Source organism: Streptomyces omiyaensis (assembly GCF_014650895.1).
Lineage (GTDB): Bacteria > Actinomycetota > Actinomycetes > Streptomycetales > Streptomycetaceae > Streptomyces > Streptomyces omiyaensis.
In genome coordinates, this window is the sequence record NZ_BMVV01000045.1 from 1 (window position 1) to 18,768 (window position 18,768).

Sequence of the window (18,768 nt, forward strand, 5' to 3'; positions counted from 1 at the left end):
GCGGTCGCGGCGCGTCTGGAGGAGCGGGGCCGCAAGACCAAGCGGCTGAGCGTCAGCCACGCCTTCCACTCGCCGCTGATGGACCCCATGCTCGACGCATTCCGGACGGTGGCCTCCCGGCTGACCTATGCGGCCCCCCGCATCCCGGTCGTCTCCACCCTCACCGGAAAGGTCGCCTCCGGCGACGACCTGCGCACCCCGGCCTACTGGGCCGACCAGGTCCGCGGCACCGTCCGCTTCGCCGACGCCGTCGCCACCCTCGCCGCCCAGGGCGTCACCGCCACCCTGGAGCTCGGCCCCGACGGCATCCTGTCCGCCCTCGCGGCCGAACACGTCCCCACCACCGTCGCCCTGCTGCGCCGCGAGCGGCCCGAGGACCTCACCGCCCTCACGGCCCTCGGCGGCCTGCACCACCACGGCGTCCCCGTCGACTGGCCGGCGTTCTTCGCCGGCACCGGGGCCCGCAGGGTGCCCCTGCCCACGTACGCCTTCCAGCACGAGCGCTACTGGGTCGAACCGGCGCCCGCCACGGCCGGCGCCGCCGGGCTCGGCCTGCGGCCGACCGGGCACCCGCTGCTCGGCGCGGCCGTCGCCCTCGCGGGCGCCGACCGGACCGTCTTCACCGGCACGTTCTCCCCGCGCTCCCACCCCTGGCTCGCCGGCCACACGGTCGCCGGCTCCGTGGTCCTGCCGCCCGCCGCGCTCGTCGAACTCGCCCTGCGGGCCGGCGACGAGTGCGGTGCGAGCGTCCTGGACGAACTGGTCCTGGACGACCCCGCCGTCCTCGCCGCGGCCGGCGGCACCCACCAGCTCCAGGTCTCCGTGGCCGCCCCCGACGCCACGGGCCGCCGCGCCTTCACGGTCCACGGCCGCCCCGCCGCCCCGGACGCCCCCTGGACGCCCCACGCCCACGGCACCCTGAGCACCACCCTCGCTCCCGCCCCGCTCCCCGAGCAGGCGGCCTGGCCCCCGGCGGACGCCGAGGAGCTGCCCCTCGACGCCCCGCACCCCGACGAGGCCGCCCCCGGCCACGGTCCCGCGTCCGGCGGCCCGACCGCCGTGTGGCGGCGGGACGGGGAGCTCTTCGCCGAGGTCGCCCTGCCCGAAGGGGCCGCCGACACCGAGGGGTTCACCCTGCACCCCGCCCTCCTCGACGCGGCCCTGCGCCCCCTGACGGCGGCCGTGCGCGAGGGCGCCCCGCTCGCGGGGACCTGGCGCGGCGTGCGGCTGCACGCGACCGGCGCCACCGCGCTGCGCGTCCGCGTCACCCCGCGGGCCGACGGCTCCGCGCGCGTGGAGCTGGCCGACACGGCCGGCCGGCCCGTCGCCGTCGTCGACGGGCTCACGGTCGGCGCGGTCGACGGCGACGCGCTCGCGACGGCCGCCGGGCGCCTCGACGACGCGCTGTTCCGGGTGGTCTGGACGCCCCTGGGCGTGACGGCCCCCCGGGAGGCGGGGGAGCGGCCGCCGACGCTCGGCGCCGGGGGCGACTTCGCGCGCCCCGCCGACGTGGCCGCCGCCCTCGCCCGGGGCCGTGCCGTCCCCCTCGTCGTGCTGCGCGCCGCGCCCGAGCCGGCGGGTTCGCTGCCCGGCTCCGTGCACGCCACCGCCGAGAACACCCTGCTGCTCGTCCAGGAGTGGCTGGCCGACGAGCGGCTGGAGGCGACCCGGCTGGCCGTCGTCACCACCGGCGCGGTGGCCGTCGCCGACGACGAGGACGTCACCGCGCTCCCGGCGGCGGCCCTCTGGGGCCTGCTGCGCTCGGCCCAGTCCGAACACCCCGACCGCCTCACCCTCATCGACACCGACACCGACCCCGACACCGGCCCCGCTGCGTCCGCCTCCGCAGAGCCGTCCACCGCGCCGGCCGCGCCGGCCGAGTCGGACCTGCTGATCGTGCTGGCCGCCTCCGGCGAGCCCCAGGCCGCCCTGCGCGCCGGGCGCGCCCACGCCCCGCGCCTGGTCCGGGCCGCGCCGCGGCCCGGACCGCGGACACCGGTGTGGAACCCGGACGGCACGGTCCTGATCACCGGCGGCACGGGCAGTCTCGGCGCCCTGTTCGCCCGCCACCTGGTGACCGTGCACGGCGTCCGCCACCTCCTGCTGGTCAGCCGGTCCGGTCCCGACGCCCCCGGTGCCCGCGAGCTGGCGGCCGCACTGACCGGGCTGGGCGCCCGGGTCACCGTCGCGGCCTGCGACACCGCCGACCACGCCGCGCTCGCCGCCCTCCTGGACACGCTCCCCGCCGACCTGCCGCTCACCGGCGTCGTGCACGCCGCCGGAGTCCTCGACGACGGGCTCCTGGCCACGCTGACCCCCGAGCGGCTGCACGCCGTGCTGCGGCCCAAGGCCGACGCGGCCTGGAACCTGCACCAGCTCACCCGCGACCGTACGGAGGTGACGGCCTTCGTCCTGTTCTCCTCCATCGCGGCCGTCGTCGGCGGTCCCGGCCAGGCCAACTACGCCGCCGCCAACCAGTTCCTGGACGCCCTCGCCCGCCACCGGCACGCCCACGGCCTGCCGGCGACCTCGGTGGCCTGGGGCCTGTGGGAGCAGTCCGGCGGCATGAGCGGCCACCTGAGCGAGACCGACCTCGGCCGCATCGCCCGCGGCGGCTTCCGGCCGGTGCCGCAGGAGAAGGGGCCCGCACTGCTCGACCGGGCGCTCGCGCTCGGCCTGCCGGACGTGGTGGCCACCCCGCTGGACATCGCCGCCCTGCGCGAACAGCCGGGCCGCGTCCCGGTGGTCCTCACCGCCCTGGCGCCCGTGCCCGCCCGTCCGGCCGCGGCGGGACGTGACGCGGTCGCCGACGGTTCGCTGGCCGGCCTGGTCGAGGGCCTGGACGGGGCCGAGCGCGAGCGGGCCGTCCTCGGCGCCGTCCTCGCCCGGATCGCGGCCGTCCTCGGTCACGCCGACACCGGGGGCATCACGGCCGACCAGCCGCTGACGAAGCTGGGCTTCGACTCGCTGACCTCCGTCGAGCTGCGCAACCGGCTGGGCGCCCTGGTGGGCGCCAAGCTGCCCGCGACGCTGGTCTTCGACCACCCCACGCCCGCCGCGCTCGCCGCGTTCGTCTCCGCGCGGCTCGACGGCGGATCCGGCGCCGGTGCCGCACCCGCCGCCCCGGCCGTGGACTTCGCGGCCGAGGTCCGCCTCGCCGACGACGTCCGCCCGGCGACGGCGTACGACCCCGCCCCCGGCGAGCCGCGCCGGATCCTGCTCACCGGGGCGACCGGTTTCCTCGGCGCGTTCCTCCTGCGCGATCTGATGCGCACGACGACGGCGACGATCCACTGCCTGGTCCGCGGCACCGACACCGCCGAGGCCCTGGAGCGGATCCGGAGCAACATGCGCTGGTACCGGCTGTGGGACGAGGTCGACGAGAGCCGTCTGTCCCTGGTCCTGGGCGACCTCGCCGAGGAGCGGCTGGGGCTGACCGAGGAGCGGTTCGACGCGCTGGCCCGCGAGGTCGACGTCGTCTACCACAACGGCGCCCGCGTCCACTGGCTCCACCCGTACCCGGCGCTGCGCGACGCGAACGTGCGGGGCACGGAGGAGGTGCTGCGGCTGGCGGCCCGGCACCGCACCGTCCCCGTCCACTACGTGTCGACGGTCGGCGTCTTCGACGGGGTGCGCGAGGAGGGCGTGCCGCTGAAGGTCACCGACCCGACGGGCCCCGCCGAGGCGCTGCCCAGCGGCTATCTGCAGAGCAAGTGGGTCGCCGAGCAGCTCGTCGGCATCGCGCGCGAGCGGGGCCTGCCCGTCTCGGTGTACCGGGTCGACGTGATCTCGGGCGACACCCGCAGCGGGGCCTGCCAGACCCGCGACTTCGTCTGGCTGAGCCTGAAGGGGATCCTGCAGTCCGGTGCGGTGCCGGCGGGCACGGGCGGCCGGTTCCACCTCCTGCCGGTCGACTACGTCAGCGCCGCCATCACCACCCTGTCCCGGCAGCCGGAGACCGCGGGCGGCACCTTCCACCTGTTCAACCAGAGCTCGCTCGGCCTCGACCGGTGCGTGGAGTACCTGCGGGCGTACGGGTACGAGCTGGCCGAGCAGGAGTGGGAGGAGTGGAGCGAGAGGGTGGGCGGGGACGCCGGCAACGCGCTGCGGCCGCTGCTGCACGCCTTCGAGATGATGACGTCGGACACCGACGGCTTCTATCCGCCGATCGACACCTCCGAGACGCTCGCCGCGCTCGCCGGGACCGGCGTCGAATGCCCGCCCCTGACGGCCGAACTCTTCGAGCGCTACGTGGAGTTCTTCGTCCAGGCGGGTCACTTCCCGTCGGTGCCGAGCCGCGAGCCGGCGGGTGTGTGACGCAAGGCCGGCAAGGGGCCCGGGGCGGAGGTTCCGATCAACTCCGCCCCGGGCCCACGGACTTGACACATCCTTTACCTTCTTTGCCGGAAGAACGCCGAACCGAGGCCTGCCGATGACACGATCGGCCCCATGTTCGATACAGATGGGTTACTCCGGGGCAAGGTCGTTCTGATCACCGGGGCCAGCAGCGGCATCGGCGCCGCCGCCGCGCGCGTCTTCGCCGCGGAGGGCGCGGCCGTCGTCCTCGCGGCCCGCCGCGAGGAGCGGCTCGCCGCCCTCGTGTCGGAGCTGACCGACAAGGGCTTCGACGCCTCCGCGGTGGCGTGCGACGTGACGCGCGCCGACGACGCGCGCCGCGCGGTCGCACACGCCGTGCAGCACCACGGCAGGCTCGACGGGGCCTTCAACAACGCGGGCACGGGCGGCGACCTGACCCCCCTGCACGAGATGGAGGACGCCGTCTACGACACGATCCTCGACACCAACGTGCGGGGCCTGTGGAACTGTCTGCGCGCCGAGATCGGCGCGATGCTCCCGACCGGCGGCGGCGCCATCGTCAACAACAGCAGCGTGGGCGGCCTCGTGGCCATCCCCACCGCCGCCCCGTACGTCGCCTCCAAGCACGCGGTCGTCGGCTTCACCCGGGCGGCGGCCGACGAGTACGCCCGCCGGGGCGTCCGGGTCAACGCGGTGGCGCCCGGCTCCACGCTCAGCGAGATCACCGCCGACTGGTACGCGCGCAACCCCGGCCTGCAGGACGCGATCCACGCGGTCACCCCCCAGGGGCGCACCGCCGCCCCCGAGGAGGTGGCGGAGGCGGCGGCCTGGCTGCTCAGCGACCGCTCCTCGTACGTCACCGGCACCGTCCTGCCGGTGGACGGCGGCTACGTCAACCGCTGAGAACCCGCCCCCCCCGCTCACCGCCCTTGCGGGAGCGGGGGCGAGGCGGAGGCCGGGCAGGGGCAGCGGGGCGGGAGCGGCGGCGGGGGAGGCCCCCGCCGCCGCTCCCGCCCCGTGGCGTCCCCGCTAGCGGGGGCAGTCCATGGTCACGGCGAAGGTGCGCTCGCCGTTCTGCGTCCCGGTGACCTCGACGCGCACGATGTCCTCGTCCGGGTTGGGCACGACCTCGGCGTCGATCCAGCAGGGCGCGTCGAACTCGACGTACCGGTCGAAGGTGTTCATGACCCGCACCGGCTCGTGGCCCGGGCCGGTCATCGCGTGCGCCGCCTGGTACGCCGCCTCGATGAGCGCGAGGCCGGGCACGTGGTCGACCCGGTGGTCGTACAGCGCGCTCCGGGAGACGTCCGTGCGCAGCTCCCAGCGGTCCGGGAGGGGGGTCGGGGCCAGCACGACCTCGCCGGCGTGGGCGCGCCCCACCGTGTGGGCGGCGACGGGGGAGGGGGCGGTGATCGCGTCCCAGGCGACCTGGGCGTGCTCGCCGCGCAGCCGCCGGTAGGCGCCGGGGGCTATCCAGCTGAAGTCGAGCAGCGACTCGGCCACCAGGCGCCCCTCGGAGAGGATCGACAGCTCGACGCGTAAGGAGCGTGGGTTGTTGGGCTTGAAGGTCAAAATAATGAACAGGTTGTCCGGTTTGTTTTTGGGGTCGTAAAAATCACCGGCGACGCTGAAGTCCATCCACTCCATCAGCGTCTGGTGGGCCAGCGGAACCCCCAGCTCCGCGTGCCCGATCAGCAGCGTGCTCTGGCGGATCGTCTGGGTGAGCAGCAGCGGCACGGAGCCCGCGAAGACGCCGCCGTCCGGCCAGTTCGCGGTCACCGCGTACCGGCCGCCGCCGAGCGCGGACCAGTTGGCGACCAGGACGGAGCCCGCTTCGTGCAGGTGCACGTACTCCTTGGGGACACTGCGGACGGGAGAGGCGTCCCGGCGGACGATGTAGCTGTCTCGTCTACGGTCGGTGAGCAGTGCTTTGGGCATGATCCCCCCTGGGTCAGGCCGAGAGTGAGTGTGTCGACGGTGCGACGTGTCACGTGGCGACGCGAGATAAGATACCGGGTAACCGGTCCTTTTCAAGGCACAGTTGGGCAGCACACGCGTATACGAAAAGGGGAGACTGTGGCACAGCAGGAACGGGCTATCCGCACCCGGAGGATCATCCTGGAGGCCGCTGCCGCGATCTTCGACGAGCAGGGTTACGAGGCGACGACCATCGCCGAGATCCTGGCGCGGGCCGACGTGACCAAGGGCGCGCTGTACTTCCACTTCCCCTCCAAGGGCGACCTGGCGCGCGGCGTCCTGGACGGGGCCGTGACCACCGACGGCGTCCGCCCCCAGGCCCTCAAGCTCCAGGAACTCATCGACGTCTTCCTGCTCATCGCCTACCGCCTGCCGCGCGAACCCATGCTCAGCGCGGCGCTGCGGATGGCGATCGACCTCCAGTCCCGCCGCCGCTTCGGCACCGCCTGGCCCGACTGGATCGAACTGCTCACCGGCATCCTGCGCGAGGCCAAGAGCCGCGGAGAGGTCCTCCCGCACGTCGACGAGCCGGCCGTCGCCCGCACCCTCGTCTCCACCTGGACCGGCGTGCGCGTCGTGACCGAGGGGCTGCCCGGCGAGCACGACCTGCCCGCCGAGATCGCCCTGCTGCTCCAGCTCCTGCTGCCGGCCATCGCCGCCCCCACCGTCCTGACCCGCCTGGAGGTCTCCGCCTCCCGCGCCGCCTTCCTCTACGAGGACATGCCGGCCTGGCGCGCCGAGACGGCCGAGGCCGAGGCGACCGTCTAGGGGGTGTCCTGCCGGTCGGGCCGGACGCGCGGCGTCCGGCCCGACCGGCAGGACACCCCCCCCGGGGGGCCGGTGCTCCCGCGGCCCGCCGCGGCCGGCCCGCTCAGCCCAGGAGGGACGACGGCCCGCGCAGCGGGACCACCACCCCCTCCTGGCCCCCCGCCGGCCCGCCGGCCCGGACCGCGTCCGCCGGCTCGGGCACCGCCGGCGCCGGCGGCGCGGGCGGCATCCGGGGCGGACTGAGCACCCGCTGGTGCAGCCACTGCACCTCGGGCGAGGGCTCCAGACCCAGCTCGTCCTGCAGGATGCGCCGCACCTGCCGGTACGCCTCCAGGGCCTCCGCCCGCCGCCCCGCCTGGTGCAGGGCGGCGATCAACTGCCCGTGGAACCACTCGTTGAGCGGGTAGTCGTGCACCAGCGTCCGCAGCTCCGGCACGAGCTCGCGCAGCCGCCCCAGCCGCGACACCGCCTCCACGCGCAGCTCCAGGGCCCTGATCCGCAACTCCTCCAGGTGCACCACCCGCCCCGTCAGCACGTCCCCGGTCGGCACGTTGGCCAGCGCCGGACCCCGCCACAGGTCGAGCGCCACGGCCAGCGTCTCGGCCGCCGCCTCGCAGCGCCCGGCCCGCAGCTCGCCGCGGCCCCGGGCCACCAGCCGCTCGAAGACCTTCACGTCGATCGCCGACTCGTCGACCCGCAGCATGTAGCCGCCGAACCGCGTCGTCACCAGCGGCTCGCCGGTCTCCGGCCGCCGCGCGTCCTCGGTCAGCACCCGCCGCGCGTGATGCACGTACGTCTGCACCGTGTTCAGGGCCGAGCGCGGCGGACTGTGCTGCCACAGCTCCTGGATGCAGGTGTCCGGACTCACCAGACTGTTGGCATGGGTGAGCAGCAGCGCCAGGATCTGCGAGACCTTGGGCGTGCCCAGGGGCAGGGACCTCCCGTCGTCCCCGACGATCTGGAAGGGCCCGATGAGCTGGAACCGCATCACGCACTCTCCTCCTTCGCCCTCAAACCCCTCAGCCCGCCCTGAGCAGCCGCACCCCGGCCCCGCCCGCCCCCTCGGGGGCCGGCGGTGGTCCCCCGGCCGCCGCGCCCCGCCCGAACGCCCGCCCGCTCCCGTACGCGCCGCCCGCCCGCGCCCGCACGCACGCCAGGTGCGCCGCCGAGGCCAGCGTGATGTGCCGGTGCCAGCCGCCGAACGACCGGCCGGTGAAGTCCCGCAGGCCCACCCGCTGCACCGCCAGGGCCTCCTCGCGCTCCGCCGCCGAGGCGAGCGCGGAAAGCCGCAGCACCTCGGCGGCGCCCAGCCGCCCGTCGGCCAGCCACAGCCGGGCGGCCGACAGGTCGGACTCGGGCCACTGCGCCACCAGCAGCCGCTCCGCGCCCCGCGCGGCGCCCGGGAGCGTCACGGGCACGGCCATCGACAGACCGCGCCCGCCCCCGGCCGCGCGGCGCCCGCAGGGCCGCCAGAGCCGTCTGAGCGTGCCGACGACGAGCCCCGCCGGCACCGGCAGCCCGCCGTGGCCGGGCAGCACCGACGGATCCACCCCCAGCACCAGCCCCGCCCCCACCCGCTGCACCAGCCGGATCCCGGCCCGCTCCGCGTGCCGCGCCATCCGCAGCGGCCCGAGCTCCGGCGCGTCGAGCACGACCGGCCGGGGCCGGGCCCCGGCCGGCAGCGAGCGCGCGGCCCGCAGCACGAGCTCGCCCGCACTGCCCTCGGGCCCGGCCGGCACGCCCGCCGGCGGCAGGGGGCCCCGCCCGCGCGGTCCCGGCTCCCCGGCCGCCCCGTCCGGCAGGACCAGCCGCCAGTGCACCGGGACGGCCGCGGCCGTCCCCGCCAGCCAGGCGCCGAAGGACTGCTGCCCCGTCACCGTCCGCCCCAGACGCGGCACGTAGTACTCCGCGACGCCGACCGAGTGCCCGCCCGCCTTGGGCACCACGGCGGAGCGCACCACCCACGCCGCCGGCGCGAGGAGCTCCTCCGCGCGCCGGGCCAGCTCGCCGCGCACCGGCTCCCAGTCCCAGGACGACTCGCTGATGAAGTGGTGCACGCTCTGCCTGCGCGCCACCTCGGCCCCGAACTGGCCGGCCACGTTGCGCAGCGTCCGGCGCCCGTGCGCGGTCAGCAGCCCGGCCACGTACCTCTCCGCCTTGAGCCGCTGGTCGCTGCGGGGCAGCGACGCGAACAACCCGGCGTCCGCGCCGGGATCGATCCGTGTGCCGACTGCTAACGGTGCGCCGATCGAGGTCGCGTGCATGTCCATCAACTCCCTGGGAGGCCGTGCGGAGGGAACCGCCCCTCAAATGAAACCACACACCCGGTTTGTTATTCGAGCCGAATCCGGACCCGTCCCGAACCGGACCCCCGCCACCCCGCCCCCACCCCGCCGATGAGCGAACGATGAGCGAACGGTGAACGATCGCCGACCCCCGCCGCCGACCCCGCTCCTACCCTCGTAACCGCACGTCACCAGCAGAAAGGGCCCACCCCATGGACACCCCGAAGACCGTCACCGTCCTCGGCCTCGGCCTCATGGGCCAGGCACTCGCCGCCGCCTTCCTCGCCTCCGGAACCCCCACCACCGTGTGGAACCGGACGCCCTCCAAGGCCGCCCCCCTCACCGCCGACGGCGCCGTGCTCGCCCCCACCGCCGCCCGGGCCGTCACCGCCGCCCCGCTCGTCGTCGTCTGCCTCACCGACCACGACGCCGTCCGCGAACTCCTCGCCCCGCTCGCCGACTCCCTGCGCGGCCGCACCCTCGTCAACCTCACCTCGGGCCACTCCGACGGCGCCCGCGCCCTCGCCCGCTGGGCCGGCGAGCACGACATCGCCTACCTCGACGGCGCCATCATGGCCATCCCCACCGCCATCGGCACCGAGCACGCCTCCCTGCTCTACGCCGGCCCCCAGGACGCCTTCGACGCCCACCACGCCACCCTGGCCGCCCTCGGCCCGGCCACCCACCTCGGCACCGACCACGCCCTGGCCTCCCTGTACGACGTGGCCCTCCTCGGCGTCATGTGGGGCGCCCTCAACAGCTTCCTGCACGGCGCCGCGCTCCTGGAGACCGCCGGCGTCAAGGCCACCGCCTTCGCCCCGCTCGCCAACGCCTGGGCCGGCTCGGTCACCGAGTTCGTCACCGCCTACGCCGAACAGATCGACACCGGCACCTACCCCGCCCACGACGCCACCCTCGACACCCACCGCGCCACCCTCGACCACCTCGTCCACGAGAGCGAGGCGACCGGCGTCAACGCCGAACTCCCCAGGTTCGTCAGGGCGCTCACCGACCGGGCCATCGCGGCCGGCCACGGCGCCGACAGCTACGCCGCGATGATCGAACAGTTCCGCAAGCCCACCACCTGACCCGCACCCCGCGCAACGCCCCCGCCCCACCGGTCGGGGCGACCGCACGAAGGTGGCGATGTTGTGCAGCCCCGCGTGTCCGCCTCGACCGCCCACCCCGCCCGCGCCACCGTTCCCCCTGTGCGCGACCCGCACACGGCACCACACCACACGGCCCACGCGACACGGCACCGGGCGGCACGGGGGAGCGGCGACGGATGGGGCTGCGCATCCACTTCACACACGAGGACCTGGCACGCGTGGTCCTGGCCGACGAACCCGACCCCCTGTGGGAAGGACTCCTCAGCCTGCACCTCCTGCAGAACAGGGACGCCCCCCTGCTCTACGGCCCCTGGCGCAGAGCCGCCGCCGGCCCCACCGCCCCCGGCACGCTCCGCCTGCGCCGACTGGCCCCGCCCCACGGCTACTCCGCCGACTTCCTCACCCCCGCGGCCGCCTCCACCGGCTTCGAGGCCGGCCTGGACGCCCTCCTGAGCACCCCCCGCCACCGCCTGCGCACCGACCTGACCGAACTCGCCCGCGCCCGCCCCCTGCCCGGCTGGGCCCGCCCCCTCGCCGACGGCGACACCCAGGCCCTGCACGCCCTGGCCGCCCTGGTCCGCCACCACCACGAGCGGTACGTCGCCCCCTACTGGCCCCACATCCGCGCCCGCTGCGACGAGGCCGGGGCGGTCACCGCCCGCACCCTGCTGCGCTCCGGATTCGCCGGGCTGGCCGAAGGACTGCACCCCACCCTGCGCTGGACGGCCCCCGTCCTGCACGTCGCCGGCCCCCACCTGGAGGGCGACCTCCACCTGCGGGGCAGGGGCCTGCGCATCATCCCCTCGTTCTTCTGCTGGCCCGGCCCCATCGTCCTCAAGGACCGCTCCCTGCCCCCGGTCCTGGTCCACCCCGTCGCCCACGACCCCCGCTGGCTCCGCCCCCCGCCACCCCCCGCCGGCCCCGCCCCCACCACGCACCAGGCGCTGGCGGCACTGCTCGGCAGGACCCGGGCCGCGGTGCTGCAGGAGGCCGCCGAAGGCCGCACCACGACCGAACTCGCCGTCCGGGTGGGCCTGAGCCCGGCGACCGTCAGCCACCACGTCACCGTCCTGCGGGAGACCGGACTCCTCACCAGCCGGCGCATCGGCGGTGCCGTCCTGCACACCGTCACCCGCCTGGGCACCGACCTCCTCGAACACCCCGCGACCAGCGGCATTCGATCCTGCTCGAAACCCGTGGTGCCCGCCCCGTCCCGCCCGCGAACATGAGAACCCGGCCACCGGCCGCACCACGGCCCGGCCCCCGCCCGCACCCGCAGCACCCACAAGGGGATCGCGAACCATGACCACGCAGCGCGCTCTGCCCGGAGTCCTCGCCGCCGCCACCCTGGCCCTGGCCTCCGCCCTCACCGCCGGCCCCGCCCAGGCGGCCCCCACCGTCGCCGGCCCGAGCTCCTCCCCGGCCCCCGCCCGCACCGAACTCCTCCCGCCCGGCGCCGGAGTCAACTGCACCACCGGACACTTCTGCGCCTCCGTCTGGGACCCCGGCGCCAACCGCTTCCGCGTCTTCTACTTCTACAACTGCACCCGCTACTACCTGTCGAACTGGAACGGCTGGGGCGAGGCGAAGAACAGCCAGACCGGCAACGCCACCGCGACCCTCTACGGCTCCGGCGGCAACGTCCTCAGGACCGTCCCCGCCGACAACGGCGTCTACGCCGTCGACTGGGCGCCCGTCTACTCCCTCCGCAACTGCTGACCGGGAGGACCCCACCCATGCGCCCGCACCTCGCGAAGCGGACGGCCACCCTGCTGGCCGCCACCGCCCTGGCCACGGGCACCGCCCTGGCCACCGCCCCCACCGCCGCGGCGGCCAACCCCTGCTGGTACACCGGCGGCAACTGGTGGTGCAACAACATCTCCGGAGCACCCGTCTACCGCACCCCCTACGTCACCGACGTCGTCGGACACATGCACAGCAACCCCAGCTGGTTCAAGTGCCGCTACGACTTCGGCGGACACGTCGGCGGCCCCCACCCCAACCGCTGGCTCTGGACCCAGGCCGACAACGGGGCGTGGGGCTGGATGAAGGACACCGACATCCACAGCGAGACCGACCCCCTCCCCGCCGCCTCCCCCTCCTGCCCCTGACACCCCGCCCGCCCCCGCACACCGGCCGGCGGTCCGGGACCTGCCTCCCGGCCGCCGACCGGCCACGGAAATATCCGGGAGTGCCGGCGAGCGCACGTTGCTACAGTCGGCCGCCATGACCTGGCTACCCGACGACTTCACCCACCCCACCCTGGTACCGCTGCCGGGCGGCACCCACCACCTGCGGCCGATCCGGGAATCGGACGCCGCACTCGACTACCCGGCCGTGATGGGCTCGCGCGAGCGCCTGTGGACCCTCTTCGGCCCGGCCTGGGGCTGGCCCGCGCCCACCCTGACCTACGAGGCCGACCGGGCCGACCTCCTGCGCCACGAGAAGGAGATCGAGGCCCACCAGTCCTTCAACTACGCCCTGTTCGACACCGCGGAGACGGCCCTGCTCGGCTGCGTCTACATCGACCCGCCGGAGAAGACCGGCGCGGACGCGGAGATCTCCTGGTGGGTGGTGGACGACCTGGTCGGCACCGAGCCCGCCCGCACCCTCGACGCGCTCGTACCGCGGTGGATCGCCACCGACTGGCCCTTCGCCCGGCCCCGCCTCATCGGCCGGGACCTCTCCTGGACCGACTGGCTCGCCCTGCCCGACGCGTGAGCCGGCACCAGACCGCCGCGACACGCCCCGCCGGCCCCGCCCGCCTTCCTCCCGCGCCCGCCGGCGACGCCGGAGCCCCGCTCACGGCGGCACCGGCGCCTCGGTGCCCCCGGCCCCGCCGCCGGCGTGCCCGGCCTCCGCGGACAGCCGGAGCAGATCCGCCGTCAGCGAAGCCAGCCAGGACACCGTCGCGTAGTACGCGTGCGGTGTGCCGGGCGGCGCCTCGGGAAGCGGAGCGGCCGGCACCGGACCCGGAAGCGGCGTCTGCGCGGTGTCGCCCGTGGGATCCACGCGGGCGGAGACCAGCAGCATCCGCGCCGCGACCCGGTCGCCCGCGCGGACGACGGACTCGGCCGGCCGGCCCTCCAGCGCGGGAACCCCGGCCGGCTCCGGGGACACCAGCAGCCGGCCGGCGCCCCAGAGCGTGTGGTGCCCGGCGATCAGCGCGGCCTGCCAGTCCTGCCCGCCCGGCCAGGACGCCACCCCCGCCGGCCCGCCCCGCTCCTCGGACCCGCCCCGCCCCTCGGGCTCGCTCTGGTACTGCGCGTACGCCGACTCCGCCATGACCAGGGCGTGCCGGAGCGAGCGGCTGCCGGGCGCGCTGAGCACCGGTACCCGCCGCCCGCCCGCCGCGATCTGCGCCGTCGTCGCCACCACGATCTCCGCCGCGATCCGCAGCATCAGGGCGACCGAACGCCGCAGCTCGTCGTGGGCCCCGCGCGGCCAGGCCAACAGCCCGAACACCGCACCGATCGCGCTGCCCGCCAGCACGTCCAGCAGCCGGAACTCGGCAAGCCGCCACGTGGCCGGCGCCAACTGCGCGAAGACCAGGGCGACCACGACCGTGAACAACGCCTGCGCCCACCCCACGCCCCTCACCGGCCCCAGCGTGAAGGCGACCAGCATCAACGGCGGCAGGGCCACCGCGTACACCCCGGTGTCCCCTCCCACCAGCGCCAGCACGACCGCCGCGACCAGCGCGCCCACGACGGTGCCCACGAGAGCCCTGCGCACCGTCGTCCGCGTCTCCCGTACCGTCGTCCGCGTCAGGGTCAAGGTGGCCAGGAGCACCCAGAAACCGTGCGGAAGCGTGTCGACGCCGGCGATCAGCCGCGCCGCGCCCAGCGCCAGGCTGATCCGCACCGCGTTCTGGAAGAACACCGACCGGCCGCCCACATGACCCGACAGCCGCCGCCACCACAGCCGCGGAGCCCGCATCCGCGCGTACCAGAACGCCCCCGGCACCGGCACGGCGCCGGCCCGGCCCCGCACGGCGAGCCCGGCCGCGGTGGACATCGCCAGCGCCGCGTCGGTCACCTCCAGCAGCGCCGCGATACGGCGCTGCGCGGCGGGAAGGCCGTCCTCCGCCGCCGTCAGCGCCCGCCGGACCCGCCGCAGACGGACCTCGGCCCCACCACCGGCGGCCGTGCCCCGCAACCCCGCGGCGGCCTCCCTCGCCACCTCCGCCACCGCCTCCAGCACCCCCGGCTCCCGCGCCCCGCCGGCCCGGGCCGTGCCCGCCACGGGCGGCGGCAGCGCCGCCAGCCGGCCGAGCAGGGTGCGCACCGCCAGCCCCGTGTGGGCCAGCGCCCGCTGCCGCACACCGGCTCCGGCCGGCCGCTCCGCCTCCGGCACGCGCGAGGAACGCAGCTCCGTGCCCAAGGCACCGGCCGTGCTCCGCAGGGCCTCCGGCAGGACGTACGGGGCCGACCGAAGCCGCTCCGCGCACCGCGCCGCGCAGCAGGCCGCGCGGGCGGCCCGCTCGCGGTAGGGCAGCGCGGCGGGCTCGGGCAGCAGCGTCAGCTCCGCGACGACCAGCAGGGCGATCCCGAAGGTCGCCCCCACCAGCCTCTCGCCCAGCGAGCCCGGATCGTAGGGCGGGAACGAGGGCAGGATGTACATCAGATGGAGCCCCGTGGCCGCGCCCGCGAACCGCGGGCCCCCGACCGCCATGAAGGCCAGCGCGAACCCGACGACCAGCATGCCGGCGACGGCGCTCCAGGTCCGCACCGACAGGTACGTGCCGAGGACGATCAGCCCCCAGCACACCGGCACGACGCCGAGCAGCAGCTCGGCCCGCTGCCGCCCGGAACCGGGCAGGTGCGACAGCCCGGCCATGGCGATCACGCCGAACAGCGCGTACGTCGCCCCCACCGGCCGGCCGAAGCCGTAGAGAAGCACGTAGAACCCCGCCGCGGCGGCGATCGTGACGCGAAGAGCCCTCCGACCCGCCGTCCGGTACGCGGCCGAGAGCTGTCGCGGGAACGCGCCGGCCATGCCCCCAGCATCCCCCGGCCGACCTCGTCCGGCGCGCCGAACAGGCCACGCCCTCCTCCCGCCGCGTCACCCGCCGGAACGAGTGCCGAAGCCGGGACCGCACGCCCCGCCGCACACCGCCGACCGCCCGACCCCCGCCACGGCCGGAGCCACCCCCGGCCCGCCGCTCACCCGCCGGCCCGGTCCGCTCCGGTCGCGCCGCCCAACAGGGCGGCGAGACGGACGGCGGTCCTCTCCCCGGCCCGCTGCCTCACCAGACCCTCCTTGGCCGCCGCGCGCAGCCGGACCTCCGAACCCTCTCCGGCGGCCCCGTGCACGCGCACGGTCACCACGACCGGATTCAGACCGCCGGCACCGCCGCCGGCGACGACGCGGACGACCGCCTCCTCACCCGGACGAGGAGACACGGTCTCCACGACGCGGCCCGCCCTCCCGAGCACGTCGAGGACGCGCCCCACCGCCTCCTCGAACGGCAGGGGAACGACCAGGCCGACCTCGTGGACGTTCTTCCTCATCAGCCCGGCCACCACCCGCACCAGGCGACCGCTGCCCCCGGCCGCCGCGCCCAGGGCGGCAAGCTCCTCGGCCAGGATCCGGTCCTCGTCCCGATCCACCGCCCCACCCTCCCCCGGACCGCTCCCACCGGACCACCCCGTGCCGTTCCGCCCGACGGACCATGGTGACGCACACCGCCACCCGGAACACCCCCGGCGGCCACACGCCCCGCTCACCGACGTTCCGCCCCTCCCACCCCACCACAGGCCACAGCCCTGTGGTGAGGCCGACCGCGACCGGGTGGGCAGGCCTTCGCCCACCGCGAGCGGCGAGAGACCCTGTCCGGCCCTCCGCTGACGACGGACCCGGGGCCCGGGTCGGCACGGCCTCCCAGGCCGCGCAGGCGATCGGACCGGGCCGGCCCTGGACGTCGACAAGGGCCCGGCAGCCGGGGCGGGCCCGGAGCACGCTCCCACGTACCGGTCCGCCGTCCGTCGCGACCCGACCCACCGGCGGCACACCGCCTGGGAGGCGGCGGCAAGGACACGCCAGGCCCCGGAGGGGCGATCACCTGATTTCCCCGCCGATGCCCCCAACCCCCACCCCCCGACGCGCGCCCCGCGGCGGGGCGCCCGGCTCCCGCCCCCGCCGTCAGCCCGACGGCGCCGAGACCGCGTCCGCGCCCCAGCTCGCCAGGAGCCGCAGCGACTCGGCGGACGCCGACCCCGGCTCCGCGTGATACGTCACCAGCGCCTGCCCCCCACCGCCGGCGATCTTGAACGACTCGTACTGGAGCGCCAGTTCACCCACCAGCGGATGCCGCATCCGCTTCAGGCCGTGCGTCTTCTCCTTGACGTCGTACCGCGCCCACAGCCGGCGGAACTCGTCGCTCTTCACCGAGAGCTCGCCGACGAGCGCGGACAGCCGGGGATCGTCCGGGCTGCGGCCCGCCTCCATCCGCAGCATGCAGACGATGTCGATGGCCTTCTGCTCCAGGTCGACGAACAGCTCGCGGCAGTCGGGCCGCAGGAACACCAGCCGCGCCCAGTTCCGCTCCTGCTCTGGCAGCCGCCCCCAGTCCCCGAACAGCGAGGCGGCCATCCGGTTCCAGGCGAGGATGTCGCAGTGCCGCCCCGAGATGTACGCCGGGACGCCGTCGAAGCAGTCCAGCAGCTGGCGCAGCGCCGGCCGCACCTGCTGCGCCCGCGCCGGACCCGCCCCCTTCTTCTTCTGCGGCAGGGGCCTCGCCAGGTGCGTCAGATGGGCGTGCTCGTCGTCGCTCAGGCGCAGCGCCCGCGCGATCGCGTCGAGCACCTCCGTGGACACGTTCCGTCCGTTGCCCTGTTCCAGGCGGGTGTAGTACGCGACCGACACCCCCGCCAGCTGGGCCAGCTCCTCGCGCCGCAGCCCCGGCACCCGGCGCCGCCCGAAATCGGGCAGCCCCACGTCCTCGGGCTTCACCCGGGCCCGCCGGGTCCGCAGGAACTCGCTGAGCTCCGCCCGCCGGTCCAGGGCACCGCCATCGGCCTCCCGCACCGGACGGATCCGTTCGTCCCTCGCGTCCATACACCCAGTATGGGCGGTGCCCCGCACCGCCGCCGATCCCGATCCTGTCCCCGCCAGTGGTAGGAACAGCAGTCGTACGCAAAGCTGTGACCTGGGTGGATTCGAAAGGACGAGGCAGGCTGGACACACGCCCGGCGGCCAGAGCCGGGCGCGAGGCACTCTCTCTGGAGGAGAACCCGGTATGACCACCGTCGCCGCATACGCCGCCCCCGCGGCCAAGGCCCCCCTGGAGCGCACCACCATCGAGCGCCGGGCGGTCCGGGAGAACGACGTCCTGATCGACATCAAGTTCGCCGGCATCTGCCACTCCGACATCCACCAGGTCCGCGAGGGCTGGGGCGAGGCCATCTTCCCGATGGTGCCCGGCCACGAGATCGCGGGCGTCGTCACCGAGGTCGGCCCCGGCGTGACCCGCTTCGCCGTCGGCGACCGCGTCGGCGTCGGCTGCATGGTCGACTCCTGCCGCACCTGCGAGAACTGCCGGGCGGGCCTGGAGCAGTACTGCACCCGCGGCAACACGATGACGTACAACGCCGTCGGCAAGGACGGGGAGCCGACCTACGGCGGCTACGCGCAGACGATCGTCGTGGACGAGGACTTCGTCGTCCGCATCCCCGAGGGCATCGGGCTCGACGAGGCCGCGCCGCTGCTGTGCGCCGGCATCACCACGTACTCCCCGCTCAAGCACTGGAACGCCGGCCCCGGCAAGAAGGTCGCCGTGCTCGGCATGGGCGGCCTCGGCCACATGGCCGTCAAGATCGCCCACGCCCTGGGCGCCGAGGTCACCGTCCTCTCCCAGTCGCTGCGCAAGAAGGACGACGGCCTGCGGCTGGGCGCCGACCACTACTACGCCACCAGCGACCCGAAGACCTTCGAGGAGCTGGCCGGAACCTTCGACCTCATCGTCTCGACCGTCTCGGCCCCGCTCGACTTCGGCGCCTACCTCGCCCTGCTGCGGACCGACGGCGCCCTGGTCAACGTCGGCGCCCCCGAGGAGCCCGTCTCCCTGAACCTGTTCTCGGTGATCGGCGGCCGCAAGACCCTCGCCGGATCCAGCATCGGCGGCATCCGCGAGACCCAGGAGATGCTCGACTTCTGCGCCGAGCGCGGCCTCGGCTCCGAGATCGAGGTGATCAGCGCCGACCGGATCAACGAGGCGTACGAGCGCGTCCTCGCCGGCGACGTCCGGTACCGCTTCGTGATCGACACCTCCACCATCTGACCCGCCCGCCCCGCGCCCCGGCCCCGCATCC

At 75.6% G+C, this 18,768-nt stretch carries 15 protein-coding genes; 9 read left to right on the forward strand and 6 right to left on the reverse strand.

Annotation, left to right across the window (positions count from 1 at the left end; translation table 11 throughout):
• A partial coding sequence (locus IE287_RS36350; protein WP_189853691.1) for a thioester reductase domain-containing protein occupies positions 1–4,317 on the forward strand: 4,317 nt, incomplete at its 5' end.
• Positions 4,318–4,449: 132 nt separating this feature from the next.
• Complete coding sequence (locus IE287_RS36355; protein ID WP_189853692.1) at positions 4,450–5,220, forward strand: SDR family NAD(P)-dependent oxidoreductase; 771 nt, start codon at positions 4,450–4,452, stop codon at positions 5,218–5,220.
• A 126-nt stretch (positions 5,221–5,346) separates the two neighbouring features.
• On the opposite strand, the gene IE287_RS36360 is transcribed toward IE287_RS36355, so the two are convergent.
• On the reverse strand, positions 5,347–6,255 hold the full coding sequence (locus IE287_RS36360; protein WP_189853693.1) for a ScbA/BarX family gamma-butyrolactone biosynthesis protein: 909 nt from the start codon (positions 6,253–6,255) through the stop codon (positions 5,347–5,349).
• Positions 6,256–6,393: 138 nt separating this feature from the next.
• Between IE287_RS36360 and IE287_RS36365 the strand changes: the two genes are divergently transcribed.
• Positions 6,394–7,062, forward strand: coding sequence for a ScbR family autoregulator-binding transcription factor (locus IE287_RS36365; RefSeq protein ID WP_189853694.1), 669 nt, complete (start codon positions 6,394–6,396; stop codon positions 7,060–7,062).
• Positions 7,063–7,165: 103 nt separating this feature from the next.
• Here the strand turns inward: IE287_RS36365 and IE287_RS36370 are convergent, their stop codons facing one another.
• Complete coding sequence (locus IE287_RS36370; RefSeq protein ID WP_189853695.1) at positions 7,166–8,050, reverse strand: AfsR/SARP family transcriptional regulator; 885 nt, start codon at positions 8,048–8,050, stop codon at positions 7,166–7,168.
• A 31-nt stretch (positions 8,051–8,081) separates the two neighbouring features.
• Entirely contained in the window at positions 8,082–9,326 is a 1,245-nt protein-coding gene (locus tag IE287_RS36375) for an IS701 family transposase (RefSeq protein ID WP_189853696.1), read from the reverse strand.
• A 233-nt stretch (positions 9,327–9,559) separates the two neighbouring features.
• Between IE287_RS36375 and IE287_RS36380 the strand changes: the two genes are divergently transcribed.
• The 5 genes from IE287_RS36380 to IE287_RS36400 all read left to right on the forward strand — a co-directional run bounded on the left by IE287_RS36380 (position 9,560) and on the right by IE287_RS36400 (position 13,177).
• Entirely contained in the window at positions 9,560–10,435 is an 876-nt protein-coding gene (locus tag IE287_RS36380) for an NAD(P)-dependent oxidoreductase (RefSeq protein WP_189853697.1), read from the forward strand.
• A 197-nt stretch (positions 10,436–10,632) separates the two neighbouring features.
• Positions 10,633–11,685, forward strand: a complete 1,053-nt coding sequence (locus tag IE287_RS39240; RefSeq protein WP_189853698.1) for an ArsR/SmtB family transcription factor — start codon at positions 10,633–10,635, stop codon at positions 11,683–11,685.
• A gap of 73 nt (positions 11,686–11,758) precedes the next feature.
• Positions 11,759–12,175, forward strand: coding sequence for a hypothetical protein (locus IE287_RS36390; RefSeq protein WP_189853699.1), 417 nt, complete (start codon positions 11,759–11,761; stop codon positions 12,173–12,175).
• A 17-nt stretch (positions 12,176–12,192) separates the two neighbouring features.
• Positions 12,193–12,567 carry a hypothetical protein gene (locus tag IE287_RS36395; protein ID WP_189853700.1) on the forward strand — a complete coding sequence of 125 codons (375 nt, stop codon included), beginning with the start codon at positions 12,193–12,195 and terminating at the stop codon, positions 12,565–12,567.
• A 115-nt stretch (positions 12,568–12,682) separates the two neighbouring features.
• A complete protein-coding gene (locus IE287_RS36400) occupies positions 12,683–13,177 on the forward strand; it encodes a GNAT family N-acetyltransferase (RefSeq protein ID WP_189853701.1) in 495 nt (164 codons plus the stop codon).
• 81 nt (positions 13,178–13,258) lie between these two features.
• Here IE287_RS36400 and IE287_RS36405 read toward each other — a convergent pair whose 3' ends face one another.
• The 3 genes from IE287_RS36405 to IE287_RS36415 form a co-directional block, all read right to left on the reverse strand.
• Positions 13,259–15,454 (reverse strand): FUSC family protein, encoded by a 2,196-nt coding sequence (locus tag IE287_RS36405; protein ID WP_189853702.1) that lies wholly within the window; start codon positions 15,452–15,454, stop codon positions 13,259–13,261.
• A 167-nt stretch (positions 15,455–15,621) separates the two neighbouring features.
• Positions 15,622–16,068, reverse strand: coding sequence for a hypothetical protein (locus IE287_RS36410; protein ID WP_189853703.1), 447 nt, complete (start codon positions 16,066–16,068; stop codon positions 15,622–15,624).
• Positions 16,069–16,600: 532 nt separating this feature from the next.
• Entirely contained in the window at positions 16,601–17,515 is a 915-nt protein-coding gene (locus IE287_RS36415) for a helix-turn-helix transcriptional regulator (RefSeq protein WP_189853704.1), read from the reverse strand.
• Positions 17,516–17,696: 181 nt separating this feature from the next.
• On the opposite strand from IE287_RS36415, the gene IE287_RS36420 reads away from it, so the two are divergent.
• Positions 17,697–18,737 carry an NAD(P)-dependent alcohol dehydrogenase gene (locus IE287_RS36420; RefSeq protein ID WP_189853705.1) on the forward strand — a complete coding sequence of 347 codons (1,041 nt, stop codon included), beginning with the start codon at positions 17,697–17,699 and terminating at the stop codon, positions 18,735–18,737.
• Positions 18,738–18,768: the final 31 nt, after the last annotated feature.

What these genes read in the sequence shown, in the direction of transcription:
- IE287_RS36390 (WP_189853699.1), top strand. Translation starts at nt 11,759, where the DNA reads ATGACCACGCAGCGCGCTCTGCCCGGAGTCCTCGCCGCCGCCACCCTG.
- IE287_RS36405 (WP_189853702.1), bottom strand. Translation starts at nt 15,454, where the DNA reads ATGGCCGGCGCGTTCCCGCGACAGCTCTCGGCCGCGTACCGGACGGCG.
- IE287_RS39240 (WP_189853698.1), top strand. Translation starts at nt 10,633, where the DNA reads ATGGGGCTGCGCATCCACTTCACACACGAGGACCTGGCACGCGTGGTC.
- IE287_RS36360 (WP_189853693.1), bottom strand. Translation starts at nt 6,255, where the DNA reads ATGCCCAAAGCACTGCTCACCGACCGTAGACGAGACAGCTACATCGTC.
- IE287_RS36370 (WP_189853695.1), bottom strand. Translation starts at nt 8,050, where the DNA reads ATGCGGTTCCAGCTCATCGGGCCCTTCCAGATCGTCGGGGACGACGGG.
- IE287_RS36395 (WP_189853700.1), top strand. Translation starts at nt 12,193, where the DNA reads ATGCGCCCGCACCTCGCGAAGCGGACGGCCACCCTGCTGGCCGCCACC.
- IE287_RS36380 (WP_189853697.1), top strand. Translation starts at nt 9,560, where the DNA reads ATGGACACCCCGAAGACCGTCACCGTCCTCGGCCTCGGCCTCATGGGC.
- IE287_RS36355 (WP_189853692.1), top strand. Translation starts at nt 4,450, where the DNA reads ATGTTCGATACAGATGGGTTACTCCGGGGCAAGGTCGTTCTGATCACC.
- IE287_RS36375 (WP_189853696.1), bottom strand. Translation starts at nt 9,326, where the DNA reads ATGCACGCGACCTCGATCGGCGCACCGTTAGCAGTCGGCACACGGATC.
- IE287_RS36420 (WP_189853705.1), top strand. Translation starts at nt 17,697, where the DNA reads ATGACCACCGTCGCCGCATACGCCGCCCCCGCGGCCAAGGCCCCCCTG.
- IE287_RS36400 (WP_189853701.1), top strand. Translation starts at nt 12,683, where the DNA reads ATGACCTGGCTACCCGACGACTTCACCCACCCCACCCTGGTACCGCTG.
- IE287_RS36415 (WP_189853704.1), bottom strand. Translation starts at nt 17,515, where the DNA reads ATGGACGCGAGGGACGAACGGATCCGTCCGGTGCGGGAGGCCGATGGC.